Raw genomic sequence first — 24284 nt, 5'->3', positions numbered from 1 at the left:
GAGCCGCCGATGGTACGGGCAACCTTCTCCGCCGCCAGGAAGCACCGGTGGATGGAGCCGTCGCTTCCCCCGGCGTCTCCGATCACGTGGACACCGAGCCGCGGCAGCGGGCCCGGCCGCTGCCTGCCGGCACAGCGACACCTTCCTACCTGCCTGCTCCAGAGCGTTCGGCGTCGCGGATGGTCCTGTCGGCGTCCCGCCGGGTGATGAAGCCGTCCCGCAGGTTCCGTTCGGTGGCCTGGCGCACCTTGGTCACGTAGTCGCGGTGGCTGGGATACAGCTCGTTCAGGGTGGTCTCGTCGAAGGGGATCCAGGTGCCGCCCTGGCGGCAGGCGCTGTTGGTGGCGTCGGTCAGGCCGATGTTCCAGCCGGTGTTGCGCTCCGTCGGGGCGTCCACCGCCGCGAGCCGGATGCCGCCGCGGGCGATCTGGTAGGCGTCCCTGGTGAGCGTGGCGGGGCTGGTGGTGGTGTCGGTGATCTCCAGCTTGGGGGCGGTGGGCGGCCGCCGATTCTCCCGCGCCCAGCGCACGGCGTGGTCGAACATCGCGTTCAGCACGTACTCATAGGGGACGTTGCTGCGTGCCGGTGACACGCACGGCGCGGTGGGCCCGGCGAGCAGGCCGGACACGCCGGCGTCGCGCAGGCGGATCGGATTGTTGACGAGGTAGGCGTGCCGGTCGGAGTGGGAGGCGCCGGCGATCTCCCAGTAGGTGTAGCGGTCGGTGTCGGGCTGGCGGCGGGCGGCCTGGTTGGCGAGCACGTCGTACTCGCTGGCCGTCTTGAAGACTCTGGTGGTCAGGTCGGGGCGGATCTGCACGCCGCCGTCCACGACGGTGATCACGTCGTAGACGGGCGCGAGGGGATGCACCGAGTTGGCGTAGACGGCCAGCCGGGAGGCCGACTGGGACTGGCCCGTCGCGATGAGCGTCCTGACCTTGAGATTGCCGAGGGGGTGTGCGCCTCGCGGGTCGGTCAGCGCCTTGGCGGCCTGGGTGAAGACGTCGTACTCGAGGCCGTCGTCGGTGACGGTGCCGCCCGCGGTCAGGTCGAGGCTGCCGTACCGGGCCGGGTTCCACGCCTTGAGGCCGGTCGGGGTGTGCACACCGTTGCGCTGGGCGCTGACACCCACCCACGCGTATCCCTCGTCGAGCATGTGGCGGAAGGAGCGGGACCACATGACCTCGTAGTCGAAGTTGTTGGTCACGTTGTACCACTCGACGATCGCGGTGCCGTTGAACTTCTTCGGCGAGATCGGCCGGCGGACGACGATGCGCGTCCGGTAGGGGTGCCCGGTGTCGATGACCGTTCCGGTGGCCTGGTCGGGGGTGGTGTAGCGATTGGCGGTGCCCTCGACGAAGTACTCCTCCTCGACGTAGCCGGCCTTGCCGAGGTTCTGGTCCGTGGCGAAGAACGGGTGGTCGCGAGGCTCGTCGCTGCCGGTGATGGGGCCGATCACGGTCGGAGCGCCGGGTTCGTCGAAGGAGGCGATCGCCGGGAGGGGCTGTGGGGTCAGCATCATCAGTGATAACAGGCAGTCCAGAAGAGGGCGCATGTGGACTCCGTCCCGAAAGTACGGACTAGATAGTTCACAAACCTGCGCCAGTGGTGCTGTGAAGTCAAGGGGGAGATCACTTCCGCGCGAGCCGCCGGAAATTGCATGCTAGCCACGTAACTCACTAGTACGTACATTAAGAGGGCCATGTCTCGAGCCCTGTTCTCAACGGGCCCAAGCGCTCACCGCAGCTGTCGCACCTGCTTGAAAGGAAGAAGTGATGGATTCATTCCTGGTCGGGTTGATCGGCTCGGGCATCGGCCCCTCCTTGAGCCCGCCGCTGCACGAGCAGGAAGCCGTACACCACGGGTTGCACTACGTCTACCGGCTGCTCGACATCGATCGCGTGGGCGGCGACGTGGGCGAGCTGGTCCGCACGGCCCGGCGCTTCGGCTACGACGGGCTCAACGTCACCCACCCCTGCAAGCAGGCCGTCATCCCGTACCTGGACGAGCTGTCGCCGGACGCGCGCATGCTCGGCGCGGTCAACACCGTGGTGTTCGACGGTGAGCGGGCCATCGGGCACAACACCGACTGGACAGGCTTCGCCGAGTCGTTCGCGCGGAACCTGCCCGACGCGCCCGCCCACCAGATCGTGCAGCTCGGCGCCGGCGGCGCGGGGGCCGCGGTCGCGCATGCGCTGCTCACGATGGGTGCTGACCAGATCACCGTGGTCGACTCCGACCCGGCACGGGCGCAGTCTCTCACCGGTGAGCTGGCCGCCCGCTTCGGGGCCGAACGGGCACGCCCCGCGAGTCCGGCCGAGCTGCCAGAGCGCCTGGCCCAGGCTGAAGGGCTGGTGCACGCGACCCCGACCGGCATGGCCCACCATCCGGGCATGCCGCTGCCGGCCGAGCTCCTTCACCCCGGCCTGTGGGTGGCCGACATCGTCTACCGGCCGTTGGAGACCGAGCTGCTCAAGCAGGCGCGGGCGCTCGGCTGCCGGACGCTGGACGGTGGTGGCATGGTCGTCTTCCAGGCCATGCACGCGTTCAGGCTGTTCACGGGCCGGGAGCCGGACGCCGAGCGGATGCTCGCCCACCTGACCCATCTCATCGCCGTCTGAAGGAGGAAATCGTGCGTAAGTCCATCGCCACCGTGTCGGTGAGCGGCACCCTGGCCGAGAAGCTGGAGGCCATCGCGGCCGCCGGGTTCGACGGGGTGGAGATCTTCGAGAACGATCTGCTGGCCTGCCCACTGTCGCCGGAGGAGGTGCGGGCCAGGGCCGCCGACCTCGGCCTCGGCATCGATCTCTACCAGCCCTTCCGCGACTTCGAGGCGGTGCCCGTCGACGTGCTGGCGCGCAACCTGCGCCGGGCCGAGCACAAGTTCCGGGTGATGGAGCGGCTGGGCGCGGACCTGCTGCTGGTCTGCTCGAACGTCTCGCCGTCGGCGATCGACGACGACGAGCTGGCCGCCGAGCAGTTGCGGCTGCTGGCCGAGCGGGCCGCCGATCACGGCGTCCGCATCGCGTACGAGGCGCTGGCGTGGGGCCGGCACGTCAACGAGTACCTGCACGCCTGGCGCGTCGCACGGCTGGCCGACCACCCCAACCTGGGCGTGTGCCTGGACAGTTTCCACATCCTGTCGCGCGGCTCCGACCCGATCGGCATCGAGGCCATCCCCGGGGAGAAGATCTTCTTCCTGCAGCTCGCCGACGCGCCGCTGCTGGCCATGGACGTGCTGCAGTGGAGCCGCCACTACCGCTGCTTCCCGGGGCAGGGCAACTTCGACCTGGCCGGGCTCGTCGCCAGCGTGCGGCGCACGGGGTACGCCGGGCCGCTGTCGCTGGAGGTGTTCAACGACGTCTTCCGCCAGGCGTCGGCGGAGCGCACCGCGCTGGACGGCATGCGCTCGCTCATCGCGCTGGAGCAGGACCTGAACGGTGCGGCGCAGCCGGCCGTGCCCGCCGGTTTCGCCTTCGCCGAACTGGCCGACACCGGCGCGCTCGGCGGGATGCTGGACGCGCTCGGCTTCGCGCGTACCGGGACGCACCCCACCAAACCGGTCGAACTATGGGAGCAAGGCGGCGCGCGGCTGCTGCTCAACGCCACCGGAGCCGAACCCGCGCTGATCGCCATCGGCCTGGACAGCCCCGACCCCGCCGGCGCGGCCAAGCACGCCGAGTCGTTGCTCTCACCGGTCCTGCCACGCGAGCGCGCCCCCGAAGAGGCCAAGCTGGAGGCGGTGGCCGCGCCGGACGGCACCGAGATCTTCTTCTGCGACGACGCCTGGCTCGCCGACTTCGCCCCCTCGGGACCCGTATCCGGCCTGGTCACCGGCATCGACCACGTGGCACTCGCCCAGCCGTGGCACCACTTCGACGAGGCGGCGCTGTTCTACCGCAGCGTCCTCGGGCTGCGGCCGCAGGCGAGCCTGGAGCTGCCCGACCCGTACGGCCTGCTGCGCAGCAAGGCCATGTCGGGCCCCGACGGCGCGGTCCGCGTCGTGGTGAACATCGCCCAGGTCGGCGCCGACCACCTCCCATGGCAGCACGTCGCGCTGGCCTGCGATGACGTCGTAGCCGTCGCCCGCAGGCTGCGCAGGGAGCACCCCGGGCTGCTGTTGCCGATTCCCGGCAACTACTACGACGACCTGGAGGCCCGGCCTGAGGTCGATCCCGAATTGCGTGACCTCGGCGTGCTCTACGACCGGGACGAGCACGGCGAGTTCCTGCACGTGTACACCGTCACCGTGGGCCGGGTCTTCTTCGAGATCGTCCAGCGGATCGGAGGGTACGAGGGCTACGGCGCGGTCAACGCCCCCATCCGGCTCGCGGTTCAGCACGCGGCAGGTCACTAGGATGGGCGGGTGACCTCCCCGCCCGCCGCCCCCGAACGCCAGCGGGACCCCGACCGCACCAAGGCGGAGATCCTCGAGGTCGCCCAGCAGGAGTTCGCCCGCCGCGGTTACGCGGGGGCGCGGGTGGATGAGATCGCCGCCCGCATGCGCACGACCAAGCGCATGATCTACTACTACTTCGGCAGCAAGGAGCGGCTCTACGTCGCCGTCCTGGAGAAGGCCTACGCCGAGGTCCGCGAGATGGAGCGGGCGATCGAGGTGGAGCACCTGGCGCCGGTGGAGGCCATCCGCACGCTGGCCGAGCTCACCTTCGACCACCACGATCTGCACCGCGAGTTCATCAAGCTGGTCACGATCGAGAACATCCACCAGGCCGAGCACATCCGCAAGTCGCAGGCCCTGGCCAACCTGGGCACGCCCGTGCTCGACCTCATATCGCGCATCCTCGACGCCGGGCAGCAGTCGGGCGACTTCGTCACCGAGGCCGACGCGATCGACGTGCACATGCTGATCAGCTCGTTCTGCTTCTTCCGGGTGGCCAACCAGCACACGTTCGGCGCGCTGTTCGGGCGCGACATGACCGCGCCCGAGCATCGTGCTCGGTTGCGCGCGATGGTGGGGGATATGGTCGTGGCCTATGTGCGGGGCTCAGGCGCCTGATCCTGGTCCGAGCGCTTAATCCTGGAATGACGCCCTTGTAATGTACGAACCGGTGAGTTAGTTTTCCTGTCACCGCACTACCCCCCGATGTCACCGTGAGGAGCATATTGTGACGGTGCAGGGCAAACCTCGCAAAGCGGCCATTGCGGCCTGGATCGGCAGTGCTCTGGAGTACTACGACTTCTTCATCTACGGCACCGCGGCCGCCCTCGTCTTCAACAAGATCTTCTTCCCTTCCTCGTCGCCCGCCACGGGAACGCTGCTCGCGCTGGCCACGTTCGGGGTCGGATACCTGGCCAGGCCGGTGGGCGCCTTCGTGCTCGGGCATGTGGGCGACAGGTTCGGCCGCAAGCGGGTGCTGGTCACCACGTTGGTGATGATGGGCGCCTCGACGTTCCTGGTCGGCTGCCTGCCCACCTACGACCAGGTGGGCCTGCTGGCGCCGGTTCTGCTCGTGGTGCTGCGCCTGATGCAGGGCTTCTCCGTCTCCGGCGAGCAGGCGGGCGCCAACTCGATGACGCTGGAGCACGCGCCCGAGAACCGCCGGGCCTACTACACGAGCTTCACGCTCAACGGGACGCAGGCCGGGCAGATCATCGCCACCGCGATCTTCCTGCCGATCGCCGCGCTGCCCGAGGAGGACCTGCTGAGCTGGGGCTGGCGGGTGCCGTTCTGGCTGAGCGTCGTGGTGGCCGTGGCCGGGCTCATCATCCGGCGCACACTGGAGGAGACGCCCGCCTTCGAACAGGAGGTCGCCACCAACACCGTCGCCAAGATGCCGCTGGCCGTGCTCTTCCGCGAGCAGTGGCGCGACGTGCTGCGCGTGGTCGTGGCCGCGGTCATCGCCTCGGTGAGCACGATCTTCACCGTCCACGCCCTGTCCTACGCCGTCAACACCATCGGCCTGGAGCGCGGGCCGATGCTGTGGGTGGGCGTGCTGGCCAACGTCGCCGCCGTGCTCACGATCCCGCTGTGGGGCACGCTGTCGGACCGCGTCGGGCGCAAACCGGTCTTCATCGGCGGCTCGCTCGGCTGCGCGGTGCTGATGTTCGTCTACCTGTGGTCGATCTCCACCGGCAACTACTTCCTGATCTTCGCGGCCGGCATCGTGCTGTTCGGCATCGTGCACAGCGCCACCAGCGGCGTGTGGCCGTCGTTCTACGGCGAGATGTTCACCACCCGGGTCCGGCTGTCGGGCATGGCCATCGGCACCCAGATCGGCTTCGCCATCGCCGGGTTCGCGCCCACGCTGGCCACCGCCGTGGCGGGCACCGGTCCGGGCAGCTGGCTCGGCGTCTCGCTCTTCACGGCCGCGCTGTGCCTGGTCAACGTGGCCGCGGTGGCGACCGCCAGGGAGACCTACAAGGTGCCGACCGAGCAGCTCGGCCTCAAGACACCCGGCTCGGTGACGGTGTGAGCGGGTTCCGCGTCTATGCCGTGCGCTACGCCCAGCGGGACGCCCGGCGCGGCGAGCACTTCCACGGCTACGAGCCCGGCGGCGAGCGCTCCCACCCGACCGCCTACTACGTCTGGCTGGCGGTCTCCGAGGAGCACACCGTCGTCGTCGACACCGGCATCGCCCGCGGCCGGGCCGCGCGGGCCGAAGGCATCGACTACCGCTGCTCGCCCGTCGAGGCCCTGGCCGAGCTGGGCGTGAGCGCGGAGTCGGTCGATCACGTGGTGCTGACTCACCTGCACTACGACCACACCGGCACCGCCCACGAGTTCCCCCGGGCCCGCTACGTCGTGCAGCAGGCCGAGCTCGACTACTGGACCGGCCCCTGGGCGGAGCGGATCAGCCGGGAGCGCTGGCTGCTCGACGACGACGACCTGGCCCACCTGCGGGCGGCCCGCAAGGACGGCCGCGTGCAGGTGGTGGACGGCGACGCCTTCGTCGTGCCGGGCCTGAGCGTGCACCTGGTGGGCGGGCACACCGCGGGCATGCAGGTGGTGCGGGTCGCCACCGCTCGCGGGCCCGTGGTGCTGGCCTCTGACGCCAGCCACTTCTACGAGAACATCGAGAGTGACCGGCCCTTCCCGATCCTGCACAGCATGACCGGGATGTACGGCGCCTTCGACCGCATCAAGGAGCTGGCCGGCGGCCCCGGCCTCGTGGTCGCCGGCCACGATCCGCTGGTGCTCGAACGCTTCCCGCTGTCCGGTCCCGACGTCGCGGTGATCGCACCCTAGCCGTACTCCAGCCCGCCCCCGTGCGGGTGCGGAGTCAGGCGGGAAGGACCTCGATCTTGCCGGTGGGGCGTGGGCTGTGGCTGTCGTTGAAGAAGTACTCCCCAGGCTTCGTGAAGGTGTACTGGAACGACTCACCCGGCTTGAGCCGGATGTCGAAGAGGCCCTCGAAGAACTGCGTGGCCCCGTGGACGTGCACGTTGTCCGCGGGGTTGACGAAGGTGACCGTGGTCCCGGCGGGCACGCGCAGGTGCGTGGGCGCCATGGCGTTGACCGCTGTGGACTCGACGGTCCCGACCTGGCCGTTGGCGTAGACGCGGGCGAGCACGACGGTGTTGTTCACGACACTGCCGTCCACCGGGCTCCCGGAGACCGGGCGGCGAACCGTGGGCGGAGGCGGGGTCGCGGCAGGCGGTGCCGTGCCGCCCAGCTTGAAGGCCCACAGGTGATCGCCGCGCGGCGCGGAGTTGCCGTACGGGATGCCGGTGCCGCCGGCGTACACCGCGATGTACTGCTCGCCGTCGATCTCGTACGAGATGGGGGAACTGCTGACGGCGGCGCCGGTCTGCCAGCGCCACAGCTCGCGGCCGTCGCGGGCGTCCAGGCAGAGCAGGTTGCCGTCGGGCTGGCCGATGAACAGCAGGTCGGTGGCCGTGGTGAGGATTCCGTTGCCGTGGGCCAGCGAGTACGGCAGGTTCTTCTTCCAGCGCACCCGGTTCGTGCCCGGGTCCACCGCCACGACGCCGCCGGTCATGTACTCGCCGGGCGGGCGGAGCCCGTTGGACGGCTCGGTCAGCGAGTGGGCGGCGGCCACGTAGCCGAAGCCGGTGTACATCAGGCGGGTGCTGTGGCTGTAGGACTGGTGGTTCCAGTCGGCGCCGCCGCCGTGCCCGGGGATGGTGAGGATCGGCTCGTCCCAGTGCGGGGTGAACAGCGAGCCGATCTTGTAGTTGGGGACGGCACGGTGCGGGAGGCCGGGGATCTCGGTGCCGAGCGGCTGCCACACCGGCATGAGCTCGGTCCAGCCGCCCTGGCGTGGGAACGGCTGGGTGGGCCAGGTCTTCTGCCGGGGCTCCTGCGGTACGGGCACCTCGTCGATGCCCAGCGGGGCCGAGCCGTCGGCGCGGTCGAGGATGTAGTACATGCCGGTCTTGCTGCCGTACACGACCAGCTTGCGCATCCGCCCGTGAACGCGGGCGTCGACCAGGACCGGGGCCATGACGTTGTCCATGTCCCAGATGTCGTGGTGGATGGACTGGAAGTGCCAGCGGTAGGCGCCGGTCTTGAGGTCCATGGCGACGATCGAGTTGGCGAAGAGGTTCTGGCCGCCGCGTTGCGAGCCGTCCTGGGACGACCGGTTGCCCCGGGCGTTGCCGAACGTCCAGTAGACCAGGCCCAGCTCGGGGTCGATGGCGCAGTGCATCCACGGCGTGGCCCCGCCGGCCTGCCAGGAGTCGCCCTCCCAGGTGTCGCCGCCGATCTGTCCGGGTTCGGCCGTGCCCCAGAAGTGCCAGACCAGGTCGCCGGTCGCGGCGTCGAGGGCGAGGGCGGCGCCGCGCGGGCCGTCGTTGGTGCCGCAGTAGAGCATGCCGTCGTGGTAGGTGACGGCGACCTTCTCCAGGTTGCCGTAGCCGTTGTGCTGCCGCTCCCACACCACCTGGCCGGTGCGCTGGTCGAGGGCGATGAGCCAGTTGTCGTTGGCGCAGGTGTAGACCTTGCCGGCGCCGACCGCCACCCCGCGCCGCGTGACCGCGCCGCGCGTCTGGGCGTACTTCCAGATCGTGGCCCCGGTACGGCCGTCCACCGCGACGACGTTGCCGAGCGCCGACTCGACGTAGAGCACGCCGTCCACCGCCACGGCCGTGCTCTGGCTGTTGCCGGCCATGAGCCCGCCCTCGATGTGGTTGACCCAGGCCGCCCGCAGCCGCCGGACGTTGCCGCGGTGCAGGCCGCGCAGCCCGCTGTAGCTCTGGTTCGCGAGATTGCCGCCGACCTTGGGGAAGTTCCGGTCGGAGCGGGGCGCGGCGTAGGCCGGGGCCTGTCCGGCGCCCGCGAGCGCGACGGCGGCGACGGCGCCCGCGAGTAACTCTCGTCGACGGACCATGACCATCCCTTCGTGTTCCACTGTATGGACTGTTAGATCCATGTAATGGTCGCACCATAAATCGATATCCAAGTGGCGTCAATGGACCATTTGCCCCATCTGGCGGACCATGATCCAGCGCACGCCGAAGCGGGCGGCCGCCATGCCGCACCCGCGGCCGGCAGCACGCCGGAGCGAGCTGTCACAGGCCGAGATAGATACGCCGGACCTGGGGGTCGTTGCTCAGCTCGGCCGAGGTGCCGCTCGCGGCGATCTCGCCGTTCTCCATGACCAGGCAGGTGGTGGTGACGTCGAAGGTGAGCTTGGCGTTCTGCTCGACGAGCAGGATGGACAGGCCGGCGGCGTTGAGCTTTTTGAGCACGCCGGCGATGTCTCCCACGAGTTTCGGCGACAGCCCCATCGAAGGTTCGTCCAGCAGCATCACCTTGGGCCGGCACATCATGGCCCGGCCGACGGCCAGCATCTGCTGCTGGCCGCCGGACAGCGCGCCGGCCAGTCTGCCCCGCATCTCGCCCAGCACCGGGAACAACTCGTACACCTCGTCGATCGGGGTACTTTTCCAGCTGCTGGTGTACGCGCCGAGCAGCAGGTTCTTCTCCACGGTGAGCCCGGGAAAGACGTGCCTGCCCTCCGGCACGTAACCGATGCCGTGCCGTACCAAGGTGTGGGCGGGCGCGCGCAACAGATCGTGCTCGCCGAAGCGGATGGTCGTGGCCTGCCGCGGCGCCAGGCCCATGACCGCCTTGAGGGTGGAGGTCTTGCCCGCCCCGTTGGCGCCGATGATGCCCAGCGACTGGCCGGGTTCGACGGTGAAGGAGACGTCGTGGGCGGCACGGACACCGCCGTAATGAACCGACAGTCCTTCCACGGTCAGCGTGGTCATCGGGTCGCCTCCTCGACAGCGGCCTCTGCGGTCTCCTCGGTCGGTGCGGACATCGAGTCACCGAGGTAGGCGGCGACCACGTCCGGGTGCACGGCGACCTCGGCCGGCTGGCCATCGGCGATCACCTTGCCGCTGGACAACACGGTGACCTGGTCGCACAGGGACATGACCAGGCCCATGTTGTGCTCGATGATGATCACGGTGACGCCCGAGTCCCTGATGGATCGGACGATGTCGGCGAGCTGGCGCACCTCTTCGCCGTTGAGCCCGGCGGCGGGTTCGTCGAGCAGCAGCAGGGTGGGGGACATGGCCATGGCGCGGGCCAGCTCGATGCGGCGCTGGATGCCGTACGGCAGCGAGCGCGGTTCGGCGTCGGAGACCTCGGAGAGCCCGAAGCGCTCGATGAGCTCCTCGGCCCGCCGTCGCAGCGCCTGCTCATATCCCAGGACCTTCCACGGCAGGCTGGGGTAGCGCCAGATCCACGAGGTCCGGGTGCGGTCCAGGCCGAGCAGGAGGTTCTCGCGCACGCTGAGGTCCTCGAACAGGCGCAGGTTCTGGAAGGTGCGTGCGACGCGGCGCAGAGCCAGCTGGTACGGCGCCATCCCGGTCACGTCGTGCCCGCGCAGGACCACCGATCCTTGGCTGGGCCGGTAGAACCCGCTGACCACGTTGAACAGGGTCGTCTTGCCCGAGCCGTTGGGACCGACGATGCCCCGGATCTGACCCGTGGGAACGGTGAGGGACACGGCGTCGAGTGCGACCAGCCCCTTGAACCGCATCGTCACCTCCCGGATCTCCAGTGCGTCCTCCTCGGCGGCCGGAGGCGCGGCGTCGTAGGGCTGGAACGGGCCGAGCTGGGCCCGCGAGCCGCCGCCGCGCCCACGGAGGAGAGACCGGATCTGCTCCGGCAGGCCCGCCAGCCCCTTGGGCGCGAACACCACCACGAGCACGACCACGAGGCCGTAGCCGAGCTGAGCGAAGCCGGAGGCGTCCAGCAGCGCCTCCCTGACCAGGCCGAGCGCGATCGCGCCGACGACGCAGCCCAGGATGCTGCTGCGGCCGCCGATGATGACCATCGCGAGCAGCAGGAACATGTTGGCGATGTTGAAGGACTCGGGGGCGACGAAGCGGATGAGGCCGGCGTACAGGATGCCGGCCAGGCCGCCGTACAGGCCGGACAGCACGAACGCGGTCATCCGCAGCAGCGGGATCTCCGCTCCCAGCGCCCCCGCCGCCAGGTCGTCGTCGCGCATCGCGCGCAGCCGGCGGCCCAGCGGCGAGCGGGTCACGAGCAGGGCGAAGGCCAGCGCGACGGCGAAGACGATCAGCTCGACGTAGTAGAAGAGGTAGCCGCTGGACAGGTCGAGGCCGAACATCGGCGGCACCGGGATGTCGCTGATGCCCTCGGCGCGGCCGGCGACATGGGCGTTGGTGACCCAGTTGGTGAAGGCCAGCGCCAGGCCCAGGGTGACGATGCCGAGATAGTGCGACTGCATGCGCAGCGCGGGGATCCCGACCAGCACGCCGAACACCACGGCGGCCAGCAGCGCCAGCGCGGACGCCGTCCAGAAACCGAACCCCGCCTTCGTGGTGAGGATGGCGACCGCGTAGGCGCCGACACCGAAAAAGGCGACTTGAGCCAGGTTGATCTGCCCGGCCACGCCCATGGTCAGGCCGAGCCCGATGGCCAGGATCGCGAAGATGATCGCGACGTCGGCGACGTGGATGGCGTAACCGCCGAGGCCGTAGGGCAGCAGCCAGGCTGCGACGACCAGCGGCACCAGCCATATAAGACGTTTCATGCGCGGTTCACCGTTGCCTCTCCGAAGATGCCGGTGGGGCGGATCATGACGATGACGGCGAAGACGAGGAAGGTGACCAGTTCGGAGTACTCCTGGAAGTTGCCGGCGGCGAAGGAGTCGAGCAGCCCGAAGGCCAGGCCGCCGACGATGGCGCCGGGCATGCTGCCGAACCCGCCGAGCATGGCCGCCGCGAAGCCCTTGATGCCCAGGGTGCCGCCCATGGTGGGATTGACGTACAGCATGGGGCCGATCAGGCTGCCGGCCAGCGCCGCGAGCCCGGCGCCGATGGCGAAGGCCATGGCGTTGCTGCGGCCGACGTGGATGCCGACCGCGGTGGCGGCCTGGTGGTCCATGGCGACCGCCTGCATGGCCGCGCCGCGCTTGGTGCGCTGCAGGAACAGCGCCAGCAGCCCGGTCGCGGCGGCGGCCACGGCGATCACCAGGAGGCTGTAGGTGGGGATGCGGATGCCCGCCACATCGATCGGGCCGGTCGCCACGGGAGAGGGCACGGCATGACCGGTGGCGCCCCAGACGAGCACCGCCCCGGCCTCCAGCACCGCGCCGAAGCCGATCGTACCGATCAGCATCAGCGTGAAGTCCTTGTTCTCCAGCGGGCGCAGGAACCGCTCGATGACCAGGCCGATCAGGGCGGTGACGGCGATGGCCACGAGGATCGCCACGGCGAAGGGCAGCTTGCTGGCCATGTAGAAGGTGGAGGCGGCGTACGCGCCGATCATCACCACGCTGCCGTGGGCGAAGTTGACCAGCCCCATCGTCCGGTAGACGATCGAGAAGCCCATCGCCACCAGTGCGTACACCGCTCCGAACGTGACCCCGCCGATGAGGGTCTGAAGGAAGACCTGCACGTCAGCTCTCGGTCTCCGGAACGACCTTGCCGTCCTTGATCAGGCCGATCTTGGTTTCGTGGATGCCGACGCCGTTGGCGTCGTAGTTGTAGTTCCCCAGCAGCCCGGCCCGCTTGACGCCGCGGATGGCGTCGGCCAGTTTCTGCCCGCCCTCGCCGTTGGTCTGCTTCAGGGCCTCGATGAGGATGGACGCGCCGTCGTAGGCCTTGGCCACGTGCATGCGGGCGTCCTCGTTGTAGGCGGCCTTGTACTTGGCGGCGAACGCCTTGATCGGCTCGCTGGCCTCGTTGCTCAGGTACGGGGAGCTGACCACGGTGCCCTCGGCGTTCTCGAGCCCTGCGGTGGTGGCGTACACGTCGGTGCCCACGGGAGCGCCGCCCGCGAAGACCGCCTTGATGCCGAGTTCGCGGGCCTGTTTGGCGATCAGCCCGGACTGGACCTCCTCGGCGCCGATGAACAGCACCTCCGGGTCCTGCTCGCGGATCTTGGCGAGGTTGGAGTTGAAGTCCTTCTGGTCGGGGGTGACGACCTCGTCGGCGGACGGGGTGATCTTCCTGCTCTTGAGGGAGGCGAGGAACGCGTCGTGCTCGCCGGCCCCGTACGCGCCGTTGTTGCTGATCAGCGCGATCTTCTTCATGCCCTTGTCGTCGACCAGGTATTTCGCCAGCGTCTCGTCGAAGGTGACGCTGGTCGGGGCGTTGAGGAAGAGGAACGGGCTCTTCAGCTCGGCCAGCTTCGGCGACTGGCCGGAGGTGATGTTCGGGATCTTGGCGTCCTTCAGGATGGGCGCCATGGCGAGGGTGACGGCGCTCTCGGCGGTACCCAGCATCGCGATGTAGCCCTCGGCGGAGATCTTCCTGGCCACGTTCGTGCCGACCGTCGGGTCGCCCTGGCTGTCGAACAGGTCGAGCTTGATCTGCCGCCCGTTGACGCCGCCGGCCTTGTTGGCCTCCTCGATGGCCAGCTTGACGCCCTTGTGCTCCCACTGGCCGAGCGAGCTGAGCTGACCGCTCTGGGCGTTGACGTTGGCGATCTTGATGGGGCCGGTCGCGTCCGCCTCCGAGCCGGTGGACTGCCCGGGAGGGGCGCAGGCGGCGAGGGCTATCAGGGCTGCGGCTGCGATGGAGAATCTCGTGAAATGCACGGTTCACCTCGTAGGGGGGTGGGTGAGAACTAATTCACGGACTAGTACGTTCGTTATAACGTCAGGACGCGACTCAGGGGAATCTCGAACGTACAACGGTTTCGGCCGGGTCAGTCGGTGAAGAGACCCTGGTAGATGTCCTTGATGTTCCAGTGGCCTGGCGTCGGCACCGGCTCGTTCACCATCGGTACGTCGATCACTGCGGGTCGTCGGTTCCTGATCGCCTCGCGTAGTGCTGTGCCGAGGTCGGCGGGCGTGGTGACGGTGTGGCCGTCGGCCCCGCAGGCTTGGGCGAGTGCGGCGAAGTCGGGGCTGTACGGCCGCCCGGCCTGGTCGGTGAAGTCGCAGCCGTGGCTGCGGCCGAAGTGCGCCGACTGCAGGTCGGAGATCGTGCCGTGGGAGCGGTTGTTCATCACGACGAACACGACGGGCGCGCCCTGCTCGACCGCCATGGGCAGCGCGGGAAGCTGCGCGCTCATGCCGCCGTCACCGATGAGCGCGATCACGGTCCTGTCCGGCTCGGCGAGCTGCACGCCGATCGCGGCGGCCGGGCCGAAGCCCATGGTGGAGGCGCCTCCCGGGGTGATGAAGCGGCCCTCGGCAGGCAGTTCGTAGCATCGGGCCACGCCGTTCTTGTTCCAGCCCACGTCGGTCACCAGGATCGCGTTCGGCGGCAGCGCGTCCCGCAGGTCCTTCAGGATGCGTTCGGGTCGCAGCGGGAAGTCCTCGCTTCGGCCGCGCTCCTGACTGGCCGCGAACAGCTCCGATCGAGCCTCCAGAATCCGCTTGCGCAGCTCGGGCCTGGTGCGTGGCGTCTGTGACGCGGCTGCGCCGGCGATCGCCTTGATCGCGAGCCGGACGTCGGCCACGGCGCCGATCTCCGCCGGGTAGTTGCGGCCGATCTCGGCCGGGTCGATGTCGATCTGGATCAGCGTGCTTCCAGCGAAGTCCCCGGTGAAATGCCACGTGAAGCGGGAATCCCAGGAGCTGGCGTCGGTCTCGGCGAACCGAGTCGCGAGCGCGAGCACCACGTCCGCCTCGCGGGCGTAGGTGTTCGTGAGTTCCAGTCCCCAGAACCCGGGCATCCCGAGGACCAGCGGGTGCGCGTCGGGGACGGTGCCCTTGGCCATGAGCGAGTGGGCGATGGGGATGTCGAGGTGTTCGGCCAGGCGGATCAGGGCTTCGGTCTCCTCGCGCAGCCCGCCGCCGACGTAGATCAGCGGCTGCTCGGCGGCGGCCAGCCGGGCCGCGATCAGCTCCGCGGTCGCCTCGGGCAGGCCGGCCGGCGCTGCGTGGCTGATCGGCGGGTAAGGCGCGGCGGGCCGGGAGAAGACGTCCATCGGCACGTTCACCAGGGCAGCGCCCGGCCGGCCAGCGGTGGCCGTCCAGAAGGCGCGCTCGACGAAGCGGCCGAGATCCTGCGCCCGGTGCACGTTCCAGGCCCGCTTGACGAACGGCCGGAAGACACTCGCCTGGTCGGCGTCGGCATGCAGGTTGATCTCCTGGTGCGGGTGCCGGCCGTGGTAATAGGAGGGGATGTCACCGGAGATCACCACCATCGGCACCGAGTCCAGGGCGGCGGTCATGACGCCGGTCGCGGCGTTGGTCAGGCCGGGGCCGACGTGCACGAGGAGCACGCCCGGCTTGCCGGAGGCGCGGGCGTAGCCGTCGGCGGCGTGCGCGGCCGCCTGCTCGTGGCGGGCGATGACGAAGCGGATGCGGCTGTCGGCCAGTGCGTCCAGGACGGCGATGTTGGTGTGCCCGCAGGTGCCGAAGACGTACTCGACGCCGAGCTCCTCCAGTTGGGCGACGAGGGCGTGGGCGGCTGTGGCGTCGTGCTTGTCGGTGCCCTCCGTGCGTTCGGTCACTTGTCTCCCCAGATGGTCAGGCCCTTGAGCAGGAGGGTCTTGGTCACGGTGAAGTCCTCGATCATCCAGCGCGGGGACTCGCGGCCGATGCCGGAGTCCTTCACGCCGCCGAACGGCACGTGGTCGAGGCGGAAATTGGATGAGCCGTTCACGACCAGGCCGCCGACTTCCAGCTCGCGCCAGGCGGTCACGATGCGGCGCACGTCGTGGGTGAACAGCCCGGCCTGCAGCCCGTACGAGCTCCGGTTGCACTCCGCCAGGACCTCGTCGAAATCGTCGTACGGGAGCACGGCCACCAGCGCGCCGAACACCTCCTCGCGCACGACCCGGGCCTCGGCAGGCGGTGCGACGACGACGGTAGGCGCCATCACGGCGCCCTCGCGCGTGCCGCCGGTCGTCACCCGGGCGCCCTGGCCGGCCGCCTCGGCGGTCCAGCGGACGACCCGCTCGGCCGCGTCGTCGTCGACCATCGAGCCGACATCGGTGCCCGGATCCAGCGGGTCGCCGACGACCAGGGCCTTCACCTCGGCGGTCAGGGCGTCGGCGAACTCCTCGAACCGGCTGCGCTGGACGTACACCCGCTGGACCGAGATGCAGCTCTGCCCCGAGTTGCTGTAGCCGGTGCGGGCGCACACCCGCGCGGCGGCAGGCACGTCGGCGTCCTCGCAGACGATGGTCGCGGCGTTCCCGCCGAGTTCGAGCATCACCCGCTTCGGACCGGCGGCGTGGGCGACGGCGTGTCCGGCCGTGACACCGCCGGTGAAGCTGACCACGGCGATCTCCGGCGCGGCGCAGAGCCGCGCGCCCACGTCGCCGCCCCCGTGCAGGACCTGCACCGCCTCCACGGGCATTCCGGCCTCCAGCAGCAGCTCGACCAGCGCGGTGGAGACCGCGGGGGCCTGCGGCGGCGGCTTGACGATCGTGGTGTTGCCGGCCGCGAAGGAGGCGGCGAGCTTGTGCGCGAGCAGGTTCGCGGGGGCGTTGAACGGGGTGATCGCCAGCACTGGGCCCGCCGGGGCGCGCTGGGTGATCGCAGTGTTGCCCACCCCGCGGGCCCAGCCCGCCACCGGCAGCACCTCGCCGCCGATCATCCTCGCCTCGGCGGCGGCGACGGACAAGGTGTCCGCGACGCGCAGGATCTCGCCACGCCCGTCCTTGAGCGGTTTGCCCAGCTCCAGCGCCAGCAGGCGGGCCAACCGGTCGCCCTGTGCGGTGACCGCTGCGGCGGCACGTTCCAAGATGTCAGCCCGGGTGGCGGGCGCCAGTCGCGCGACACGCCTGGCCGCCTGCCGAGCGTAGACCAGGGCCGCGGTGATGTCGCCGGGCTGGGCGGTCCGTGCCCGGCTGACAGCTTCCCGCAGGTAAGGGCCCATGCGGCCGGCATACTCGCCGCTGGTCAACCATTCTCCGGCGACTAAGCACCCGGCTTCGTGGATGGTGTTCATGGTTGATTGACTCCCATTGATCCGCGCAGCGGTTCTCAAATTCCGCACTGTGGATTGCCTCACGGTATGAGCATGGCGAAGGTTCTGGCAAGGGGGCCGTGGGATCCACTTGACGGAGCATATGGACCGCTAAGTGGACTGAGTGTTAGCGTACGGACCACATGAGAGGGTGAGCAGCAGGTTCACCTTCGACTCACTAGTGAGGATCCGTGCCTTCGAACATTCCTGCAGCGTCGGGGGAGAGCGGGGGTGTGCGCAGCGTCCAGCGCGCGTTCGACATCCTCTCGCTGCTCACCGAGGACCGGCGGACGTTGACGATCCGGGAGGTCGTCGACGAGACGGGACTGGCCAAGACCACGGCGCTGCGCCTGCTGCAGACCCTGGAGCACATGGGCCTGCTGTGGGCCACGCCCAAGGGCTACGCGGCCGGCCCGGCCTTGTGGCGCTGGGCGCACCTGGCCCGCTCGGCTTGGGAGCTGCCGCCCGAGACCGTCCAGCTCATGCGCGAGCTCGGGGCGCGGCACCGCGAGACCGTCAACCTCTACGTGCTGCGCGACGTGCACCGCATCTGCATCGCCCAGCAGGAGAGCCCGCAGCCGCTGCGCCACGTGGTGCGGGTCGGCGACGAACTGCCCCTGTGGGCGGGCGCCTCCTCCAAAGTCCTGCTGAAGGACGCGCCGGAGCGGCTGCTCCTGCGGGTGGCCCGCTCTTCTCCCCACGGTGCGGCACACGTGGCCACGTTGCGGGACTGGATCGATGAGGCGGCGCGCGACGGGTTCGCAGTCAGCCACGGCGAACGTGAGCCCGGTCTGTCCGCGGTCGCCGTTCCGGTCACGGGTGGCTCGCGTGCGACCGTGGCGGCGCTGACGCTCAGCGGCCCCACGGTCCGCTTCACCGAAGACCGGGTCGAAGAATTCGCCGCGGATTTGCGCGAGGCCGCCAAGCGCATGTCGGAGCGCGGGTTCGACCATCCTCTGACTTGACTCAATGGAGCGTGAATGCAGCAGTTGCCACTGGACGGCGTCACGGTCGTGGACCTGACCAACGTTCTGGCCGGGCCGTACTGCAGTTACCAGCTGATGCTGTTCGGCGCGGAGGTGGTCAAGGTGGAGCTGCCCGGCGCCGGGGACCTCGCCCGGCGACTCGGGCCCGACCCGGAGCTCAACCGGGAGCGGATGGGTGCCTCCTTCCTCGCCCAGAACGCGGGCAAGAAGTCGGTCGAGCTCGACCTGAAGAGCCCGGCGGGGCGGGCCGCCTTCGAGTCGGTGGTCGCCGGGGCCGACGTCCTGCTGGAGAACTTCAGGGCCGGAGTGATGGCCAGGCTGGGCTACGGCTGGGAACGCCTGCGCGAGCTCAACCCCGGCCTGGTGTACTGCGCCATCTCCGGCTTCGGGCAGAGCGGGCCGATGAGCGGGACCCCCGCCTACGACCAGATCATCCAAGGGTTGTCCGGCATGATGAGCGTCACCGGCACCCCTGACACCGCCCCGCTGCGGGTGGGGTTCCCCATCTGCGACACCGTCGGCGGGCTGATGGCCGCGCTGGCGGTCTCCGCCGCCCTGGCCGGACGACACCGCACCGGGCATGGCTGCTTCCTGGATCTGTCGATGCTGGAGGCGTCCATCTCCGCCATGGGCTGGACGGTGTCGAACTACCTGATCAGCGGTGTGGAGCCGGAACCGATGGGCGACCAGAACGCCACCGCCGCTCCCTCCGGCACCTTCGAGACCGCCGACGGGCCCCTCAACATCGCCGCCAACCAGCAAACCCAGTTCGAGACCCTGTGCCGGCTCACCGGGCGGCCCGACCTGGCCACCGACCCCCGCTTCGCCGAGCGGGAAGCGCGCAAGACCCACAGGCAGGCCCTCAACCAGGAGCTCAATCAGGCACTGCGGACCAAGACCGCGCTGGAGTGGGAGGAGATCCTCTCCCGCGAAGGCGTCCCCGCCGCCCGCATCCTCACCGTCCCGCAAGCGCTCGCACTCGACCAGGTACGTCATCGCGGCTTCTTGACGGAGGTGCCGTTCGCGGGAGCGGGCGAGCGGCAGGTCACCGTCACCGGGAACGGTGTGGTCGTCGACGGCGTCGCCCTGCGCCCACGCGGGTCCGCCCCGCTGCTCGGCGAGCACAACGACGAGGTCGAGGCCGTGTCATGAGCGAGCGAGCCAAGGATGCCGCCCCCGCGCCAGGAGGCGGCCCCGAAGCCGAGGCGGCGGATTGGTGGGCGACCGCGGTGTCGCGAATCGAGCCCGACGTCATCGAGTTGCGAGGGCAGCCGGTTCAGGAGCTCATCGGGCGGATCAGCTTCGCCGAGATGATCTGGCTCATGCTCCGCGGCGGCCGGCCGGATCCGCGCCAGGCGGCGTTGCTGGAGGCGGCGCTGGTCTCGTCGGTCGATCACGGGCCGCACGCGCCGTCCATCGCCGTCGCCCGGATGGCCGTCACCTGCGGGGTGGGGCTCAACAATGCCGTCGCCACGGGTGTCAATCTGCTCGGCGACGTGCACGGCGGTGCGGGCGAGCAGTGCGTCGGACTGCTGGAGGAGGTGGTCGGCGACGGAGACGCGGCCGCTGTGGTCGCTCGCCGGCGCGCGCGTGACAAGTACCTGCCGGGGTTCGGGCATCGCTTCCACACTCGCGATCCGCGCCGCGATCCGCTGCTGGGCCTGGTGTCCGAGGCCGTCGCGGCCGGAGTGGTGCCGGGCGCACACCTGCGAGCCGCGATCGAGGTCGAGCGTCTGATCGCGCCGGTGCCGATGAACATCGACGGCGCCACCGCGGTGATCTACGCCGAGCTCGGCTTCCCCGCGCCCTTGGCGCGCGGGCTCTTCGTGCTCAGCAGATCTGTCGGAATCCTGGCCCACGCCTGGGAGGAAGCCGGGCAGGGGCGGCGCAACAAGGGACCGATCCCGCCGTCCATCCTGCCGACCTGGCTCTGAGCGCAAGAAGGGAGCCCCGCCACCGGCTGGGCTCCCTTCTTGCGGTGTCTCAGTACACGACGATCTTGCCCGTGTTCTGTTGGCGTTGCCGTCAACCCACGGCGCCGTCCGATCCGGGAGTGAAGGCAAGAGCTTGTCCCCGCGAAGATCCGTGGTTACGCTCAAGCCCCTGAGTGGACCGATCGATCCGCCTGGTGGATCGCAACGCGAGGTGCCCATGCGCAGCAAACTCTCCACCGCCACCGCCATCGCAGCGGCGGCCCTCTTGCTCACCGCCACCGCTCCCAGCTCCGCCGCCTCTCCGGAGGGCGCGCGCAACCTCGGTGACCCCGACTACGGCGTCTGCCGCGGGACCGACCCCCGCTGTTACCACGACTGGGGCAACTTCGATCCCGCCAAGGGCTACAAGCTGCTCGTCTACAGCCGCACCGCCGGCCCCCGCCACGCCCACCTCGGCACTCCGCTCGCGCCCGGCCTGAACCCGCCGCTCAATGACAACAACGCCGCCGTCAAAGCGGTGATCAAACTGGGCCAGGAGAACGGCTTCGCCGTCGACTACACCGAGGACGTCACCCAGCTGTCCTCGGCCGGGCGGCTGCTGCCGTACAACGCCGTGATGTTCCTCAGCACCACGCGCGACACCCTCGACGACGCCGCCCAGACCGCGCTGCGCCAGTACATCCGCGCCGGCGGCGGCTTCATCGGCGTGCACAACGCCTTCGGCACCGAGTACAACTGGCCCTGGTACGAAGGTCTGCTCGGCAACGCCAACTTCTACGACCACAGCGCCAACCAGCCCGGCACCGTCGTCACGGTCAACCGCCGCGACGCCTCCACCCAGGGCCTGCCCCGGACTTGGAACTTCTCCGACGAGTGGTACAACCTCGTCCCCGCCCCGACCGGCGTCCGCGTGCTGGCCGAGGTGGACGAGAGCACGCTCGCCCGCGGCGTGCGCGGGAACCTGGGCCACCCCGGCCATGGCGAGCACCACCCGGTGAGCTGGTGCCAGTACTACGACGGCGGCAAGGCGTGGCTCACCACCCTCGGCCACGACGTCAAGGCCTGGACCGACGAGCCCATGGACGGCGACCAGTACTTCGTTCAGCACCTGCTGGGCGGCGTCAAATCCGTGCTCGGCATGGCGCCGTTCTGCCGCTGAGGTCCGGGCCGCGTCCACACGCGGACCCGTGCCATGCGAGCCGCCTGTCTCCTGCCCGATCGAGCCTGGACATGACGGCCGATCCAGCCTTTCATGGGGCGCGTGTCAGCAGGCGGACTGGTCTGCCGCCGTGCCCGTCTCGCAGGCCGACCGCTGGGCGCGGACCCGGAGCTGGGCCAGCGTCGGAGCGCCGGCCCCTGCGCTTCTCGTCTGCGCGCCGCCGCCGAGGAGCTGGGCGGCACGCTCCTCCCCGGCCAACGGGGCGATCAGCGGCGCGCCCGGCTTCTCCTCGACGAAGACTCCCTGGCCGATCGGGAGATGGACGGCCGCCTGGTAGGCCTGAGCCGCCTGTGAGGCGGGCCGGCGCCTGGCCCGGTCGAGGGCGTTGTCGACATAGAAGAGGCCGCGCCCGGCCGTACCGAGGGACGCGCGGAGCCCGTCGAGCGTCGTGCCGGTGGGCTGCTCGACCCTGAGCCGGATCTGGCCCGAGGCGAAACCGCGGCCGAGCTTGCCCGCGTGGACCTTGTCGACCTTGATGACGACACTGGCCCACCGTATCGCCGCCTCCTCGCTGTCGTAGGGCACGACCCGCGGCGTGACCGAGTCGTCGCCCGACGCGTAGGCGATGCCCGGCTCCACGCCGACGACCGTGCCCTCGACGAGCGCGGCGGCCGGGCGGAACACGCCGGACGGCCTGGCGCCCGGGGTGATGTCGTCGAGGGAGTCGAAGAGGTAGTCGCCGGTCCCGCTCTCGGCGTGGAGCTGGGACCAGAAGGAGGCAGGCGCCGGCTGTGCGGTCGCCCCCTGTGCGCAGCCTCCAAGGGCGCCGAAGGCTGCGACGGCTGTGAGGAGCTTGAGGTGTCTCATCGCCGGTCTCCTAGTAACGGCCGTTGATGTGGGCGACGTCATGCGTACCGTACTTGACGACAGTGTGGGCGCCGGTGCGCAGACAGGAGCCGGACTCGGTCGAGTGGTCGAGGCCGATCGTGTGCCCGATCTCGTGGCAGGCCAGCGCCTGCCGCTGGGTGGTGCTCATCCAGTCGATGTCCTTAAGGTCGTAGCGGACCTCGTACTGGTCGCAGCGCCAGGCCTGGGTGCTGTCGGCCGGCGGGATGCTCTTGACGCACTTCGAGTAGGCATACAGGTTGTAGCCGGTGCTGGAGCCGTCCCAGTCCAGGTCCCAGTGGTCGACGTAGTAGCGGTCGAACGACTCGACGTCGGTGCTCGGGTCGGGGGTGCTGTCATAGGCCACGGTCATGTCGGTCTGGGAGTCCAGTTTCAGCATGGCGGCCCTGGCCGCGCTCCTGGTGCGCGTCTCCAGCGTCTCGGAGGTGTACCAGTGCTTGGCGTTGTCGGCGAAGGGGCAGCAGCCGTTGGCCGAGCCGAACCCGTTGGCGCCGGCGGGAGAGGAGGCCGTCATGGTGACCGCCGCCGCGAGGACGAGCGCCGGCAGTAAAGTTCTGTAAGACAATGTGATCCTAAATAAGGGACAACGGACGTCCGAATATCCTGCCCGTGAGTGACGCGGCGATCAAACGGGCGTCAGGTGCGCCAGGTCAGGTCGGGGGTCAGAGCCGACGACAGCTCGATGCGGTGGGGCCCATTGTCCCTGTTCGGGGGCTGCGACCCGCACGCATCAAGCACTGGCCGGCGGCGGCGCGAGCTCGGCCGCGACCTCGACGGCGATCTCGATCGCCCGGCGGGCAAGGGGTGAGTGGGTACGTCCGGCCCGCCAGTGCAGGTAGATCTCCCGTGGCGGCAGGGATGGCCGTAGCTCGTGGACGCGGAGCCTGTCGTCGGACGGGACGTCGACACCGCGGATGGCGAGCCAGGGCAGCACCGCCGATCCCAGGCCGGCTCGCACCATCGACAACAAGGTGTCGTTGACCGCGCTGCGGAACACGATCTGCGGACGGGCGCCGCTGCTGGCGACTGCCTGCTCCATCCAGGGCTGGGCGCAGGTCAGTGGCCAGGCCACCATCGGTGCGCCGTCGAGCCGCTCCAGCGGGACCGGACCGTCGGGGAAGGTGCCGGCGTTGGCCACCAGCAGGTACGGATCGTCGAGCAGCTTGAGGTGCTCGACGTCGCCGTCGACGCGGCCATCGTAGAACAGCAGGTCAAGGTCGCCGATCTGCGGCTGCTCCGACTCCTCCTCGGACAACCTGATGTCGCAGCCAGGGTGCTCGTCTCGCAGCCGCCGGACGACCGACGGCAGGATCACGCTGGACACGCTCTGAAACGTGCCGATGTCGATCCGGCCCTCTCCCGCCTTGAACCGGTCCACGGCGTCGGCCAATGCCTCCGCTTGCGCCAGCAGTTCGCGACCCTGGTCGAGGACCACGGAGCCGAGTGGGGTGAGCCGCACTGGCTTGGGACCGCCCGGCCGGTCGAACACCAGACCGCCGACGGCCCTCTCCAGCGCGGCGATCTGTTGGCTCACCGTCGACTGGGTGTATCCGAGACGGGCGGCCGCCCGGCCGAACGTGCCCTCCTCGGCGATGGCGGCCATCGCCGCCAGGTGGCGCAGCTCGATGTCGGTCACGAGTTCCACCGTAGCAATGATCATCGCCAAGAGCGATCGAATCGAGCAGAAATCATCGCTTTTCACGATGCAGCCGCGGGCTTGGCGTGCCAGACGATGACAACTCATCGATCCCACGGCGAGCAACTCCTCTTGAGCCACTCCGACCAGCTCGCCGAGGTCGTCGGCACGCTCACCGAACTGCGACATGGCCTCCTACGACATCGCCGTCGGTCTGCCGCTCGGTGTCGATCCCGAGCCCTGCGCGACCTGGTGGCTGCCGGAGTTCGAACCGGGTGTACGGCTCAAGGCCGTACTCCGCGATGGCCCGGCGGCGTGAGGATGCGGTCGCG

21 protein-coding genes are annotated in these 24284 nt (G+C 69.8%); 10 read left to right on the top strand and 11 right to left on the bottom strand.

Annotated elements, in window-relative coordinates; genetic code table 11:
- Window positions 1-145 precede the first annotated feature (145 nt).
- Entirely contained in the window at window positions 146-1552 is a 1407-nt protein-coding gene (locus ACTMTI_RS44075) for an alpha/beta hydrolase domain-containing protein (protein ID WP_441126793.1), read from the bottom strand.
- Between the two features lie 220 nt (window positions 1553-1772).
- On the opposite strand from ACTMTI_RS44075, the gene ACTMTI_RS44070 reads away from it, so the two are divergent.
- The 5 genes from ACTMTI_RS44070 to ACTMTI_RS44050 all read left to right on the top strand — a co-directional run bounded on the left by ACTMTI_RS44070 (window position 1773) and on the right by ACTMTI_RS44050 (window position 7204).
- Window positions 1773-2618, top strand: a complete 846-nt coding sequence (locus tag ACTMTI_RS44070; protein WP_441126792.1) for a shikimate dehydrogenase — start codon at window positions 1773-1775, stop codon at window positions 2616-2618.
- Between the two features lie 11 nt (window positions 2619-2629).
- Entirely contained in the window at window positions 2630-4354 is a 1725-nt protein-coding gene (locus ACTMTI_RS44065) for a bifunctional sugar phosphate isomerase/epimerase/4-hydroxyphenylpyruvate dioxygenase family protein (protein WP_441126791.1), read from the top strand.
- Window positions 4355-4363: 9 nt separating this feature from the next.
- A complete protein-coding gene (locus ACTMTI_RS44060; RefSeq protein WP_441126790.1) occupies window positions 4364-5014 on the top strand; it encodes a TetR family transcriptional regulator in 651 nt (216 codons plus the stop codon).
- Between the two features lie 109 nt (window positions 5015-5123).
- Window positions 5124-6431 carry an MFS transporter gene (locus tag ACTMTI_RS44055; RefSeq protein ID WP_441126789.1) on the top strand — a complete coding sequence of 436 codons (1308 nt, stop codon included), beginning with the start codon at window positions 5124-5126 and terminating at the stop codon, window positions 6429-6431.
- Entirely contained in the window at window positions 6428-7204 is a 777-nt protein-coding gene (locus ACTMTI_RS44050) for an N-acyl homoserine lactonase family protein (RefSeq protein ID WP_441126787.1), read from the top strand. Before ACTMTI_RS44055 ends, ACTMTI_RS44050 begins: the two co-directional genes overlap by 4 nt.
- Before the next feature lie 34 nt (window positions 7205-7238).
- Here the strand turns inward: ACTMTI_RS44050 and ACTMTI_RS44045 are convergent, their stop codons facing one another.
- From ACTMTI_RS44045 to ACTMTI_RS44015, 7 genes are all read right to left on the bottom strand, one after another.
- On the bottom strand, window positions 7239-9305 hold the full coding sequence (locus ACTMTI_RS44045; protein WP_441126786.1) for an outer membrane protein assembly factor BamB family protein: 2067 nt from the start codon (window positions 9303-9305) through the stop codon (window positions 7239-7241).
- Between the two features lie 181 nt (window positions 9306-9486).
- Window positions 9487-10188: an ABC transporter ATP-binding protein gene (locus ACTMTI_RS44040; RefSeq protein ID WP_441126785.1), complete on the bottom strand. Its 702-nt coding sequence runs from the start codon at window positions 10186-10188 to the stop codon at window positions 9487-9489.
- Entirely contained in the window at window positions 10185-11990 is a 1806-nt protein-coding gene (locus ACTMTI_RS44035; protein WP_441126784.1) for a branched-chain amino acid ABC transporter ATP-binding protein/permease, read from the bottom strand. The genes ACTMTI_RS44040 and ACTMTI_RS44035 overlap by 4 nt, the downstream gene beginning before the upstream one ends.
- Window positions 11987-12856, bottom strand: a complete 870-nt coding sequence (locus ACTMTI_RS44030; RefSeq protein ID WP_441126783.1) for a branched-chain amino acid ABC transporter permease — start codon at window positions 12854-12856, stop codon at window positions 11987-11989. The genes ACTMTI_RS44035 and ACTMTI_RS44030 overlap by 4 nt, the downstream gene beginning before the upstream one ends.
- Before the next feature lies 1 nt (window position 12857).
- Window positions 12858-14000 carry an ABC transporter substrate-binding protein gene (locus tag ACTMTI_RS44025; protein WP_441126782.1) on the bottom strand — a complete coding sequence of 381 codons (1143 nt, stop codon included), beginning with the start codon at window positions 13998-14000 and terminating at the stop codon, window positions 12858-12860.
- Window positions 14001-14110: 110 nt separating this feature from the next.
- Window positions 14111-15868: a thiamine pyrophosphate-binding protein gene (locus ACTMTI_RS44020; RefSeq protein WP_441126781.1), complete on the bottom strand. Its 1758-nt coding sequence runs from the start codon at window positions 15866-15868 to the stop codon at window positions 14111-14113.
- Window positions 15865-17313: an aldehyde dehydrogenase family protein gene (locus ACTMTI_RS44015; RefSeq protein WP_441126780.1), complete on the bottom strand. Its 1449-nt coding sequence runs from the start codon at window positions 17311-17313 to the stop codon at window positions 15865-15867. The genes ACTMTI_RS44020 and ACTMTI_RS44015 overlap by 4 nt, the downstream gene beginning before the upstream one ends.
- A 251-nt stretch (window positions 17314-17564) precedes the next feature.
- Here ACTMTI_RS44015 and ACTMTI_RS44010 point away from each other — a divergent pair, with 251 nt between their 5' ends.
- The 4 genes from ACTMTI_RS44010 (at window position 17565) to ACTMTI_RS43995 (ending at window position 21410) form a co-directional block, all read left to right on the top strand.
- A complete protein-coding gene (locus ACTMTI_RS44010; protein WP_441126779.1) occupies window positions 17565-18296 on the top strand; it encodes an IclR family transcriptional regulator in 732 nt (243 codons plus the stop codon).
- A gap of 15 nt (window positions 18297-18311) precedes the next feature.
- Window positions 18312-19469, top strand: coding sequence for a CaiB/BaiF CoA transferase family protein (locus ACTMTI_RS44005; protein ID WP_441126778.1), 1158 nt, complete (start codon window positions 18312-18314; stop codon window positions 19467-19469).
- Window positions 19466-20251: a citryl-CoA lyase gene (locus ACTMTI_RS44000; RefSeq protein WP_441126777.1), complete on the top strand. Its 786-nt coding sequence runs from the start codon at window positions 19466-19468 to the stop codon at window positions 20249-20251. Before ACTMTI_RS44005 ends, ACTMTI_RS44000 begins: the two co-directional genes overlap by 4 nt.
- 217 nt (window positions 20252-20468) lie before the next feature.
- Window positions 20469-21410 carry a ThuA domain-containing protein gene (locus ACTMTI_RS43995; RefSeq protein WP_441126776.1) on the top strand — a complete coding sequence of 314 codons (942 nt, stop codon included), beginning with the start codon at window positions 20469-20471 and terminating at the stop codon, window positions 21408-21410.
- A gap of 105 nt (window positions 21411-21515) precedes the next feature.
- Here the strand turns inward: ACTMTI_RS43995 and ACTMTI_RS43990 are convergent, their stop codons facing one another.
- The 3 genes from ACTMTI_RS43990 to ACTMTI_RS43980 form a co-directional block, all read right to left on the bottom strand.
- Window positions 21516-22277 carry a hypothetical protein gene (locus tag ACTMTI_RS43990; protein ID WP_441126775.1) on the bottom strand — a complete coding sequence of 254 codons (762 nt, stop codon included), beginning with the start codon at window positions 22275-22277 and terminating at the stop codon, window positions 21516-21518.
- A gap of 10 nt (window positions 22278-22287) precedes the next feature.
- A complete protein-coding gene (locus ACTMTI_RS43985; RefSeq protein ID WP_441126774.1) occupies window positions 22288-22881 on the bottom strand; it encodes a matrixin family metalloprotease in 594 nt (197 codons plus the stop codon).
- A 165-nt stretch (window positions 22882-23046) separates the two neighbouring features.
- Window positions 23047-23952 (bottom strand): LysR family transcriptional regulator, encoded by a 906-nt coding sequence (locus ACTMTI_RS43980; protein ID WP_441126773.1) that lies wholly within the window; start codon window positions 23950-23952, stop codon window positions 23047-23049.
- Between the two features lie 187 nt (window positions 23953-24139).
- Between ACTMTI_RS43980 and ACTMTI_RS43975 the strand changes: the two genes are divergently transcribed.
- The gene (locus ACTMTI_RS43975) at window positions 24140-24271 is read left to right on the top strand and encodes a hypothetical protein (RefSeq protein ID WP_441126772.1); all 132 of its coding nucleotides are present in this window, start codon (window positions 24140-24142) and stop codon (window positions 24269-24271) included.
- The last annotated feature ends 13 nt before the right edge of the window (window positions 24272-24284 follow it).

The sequence above is a fragment of the Nonomuraea sp. H19 genome, from assembly GCF_052068215.1.
Taxonomy (GTDB): domain Bacteria; phylum Actinomycetota; class Actinomycetes; order Streptosporangiales; family Streptosporangiaceae; genus Nonomuraea.
This window is presented reverse-complemented; position numbering and strand designations above follow the sequence as displayed.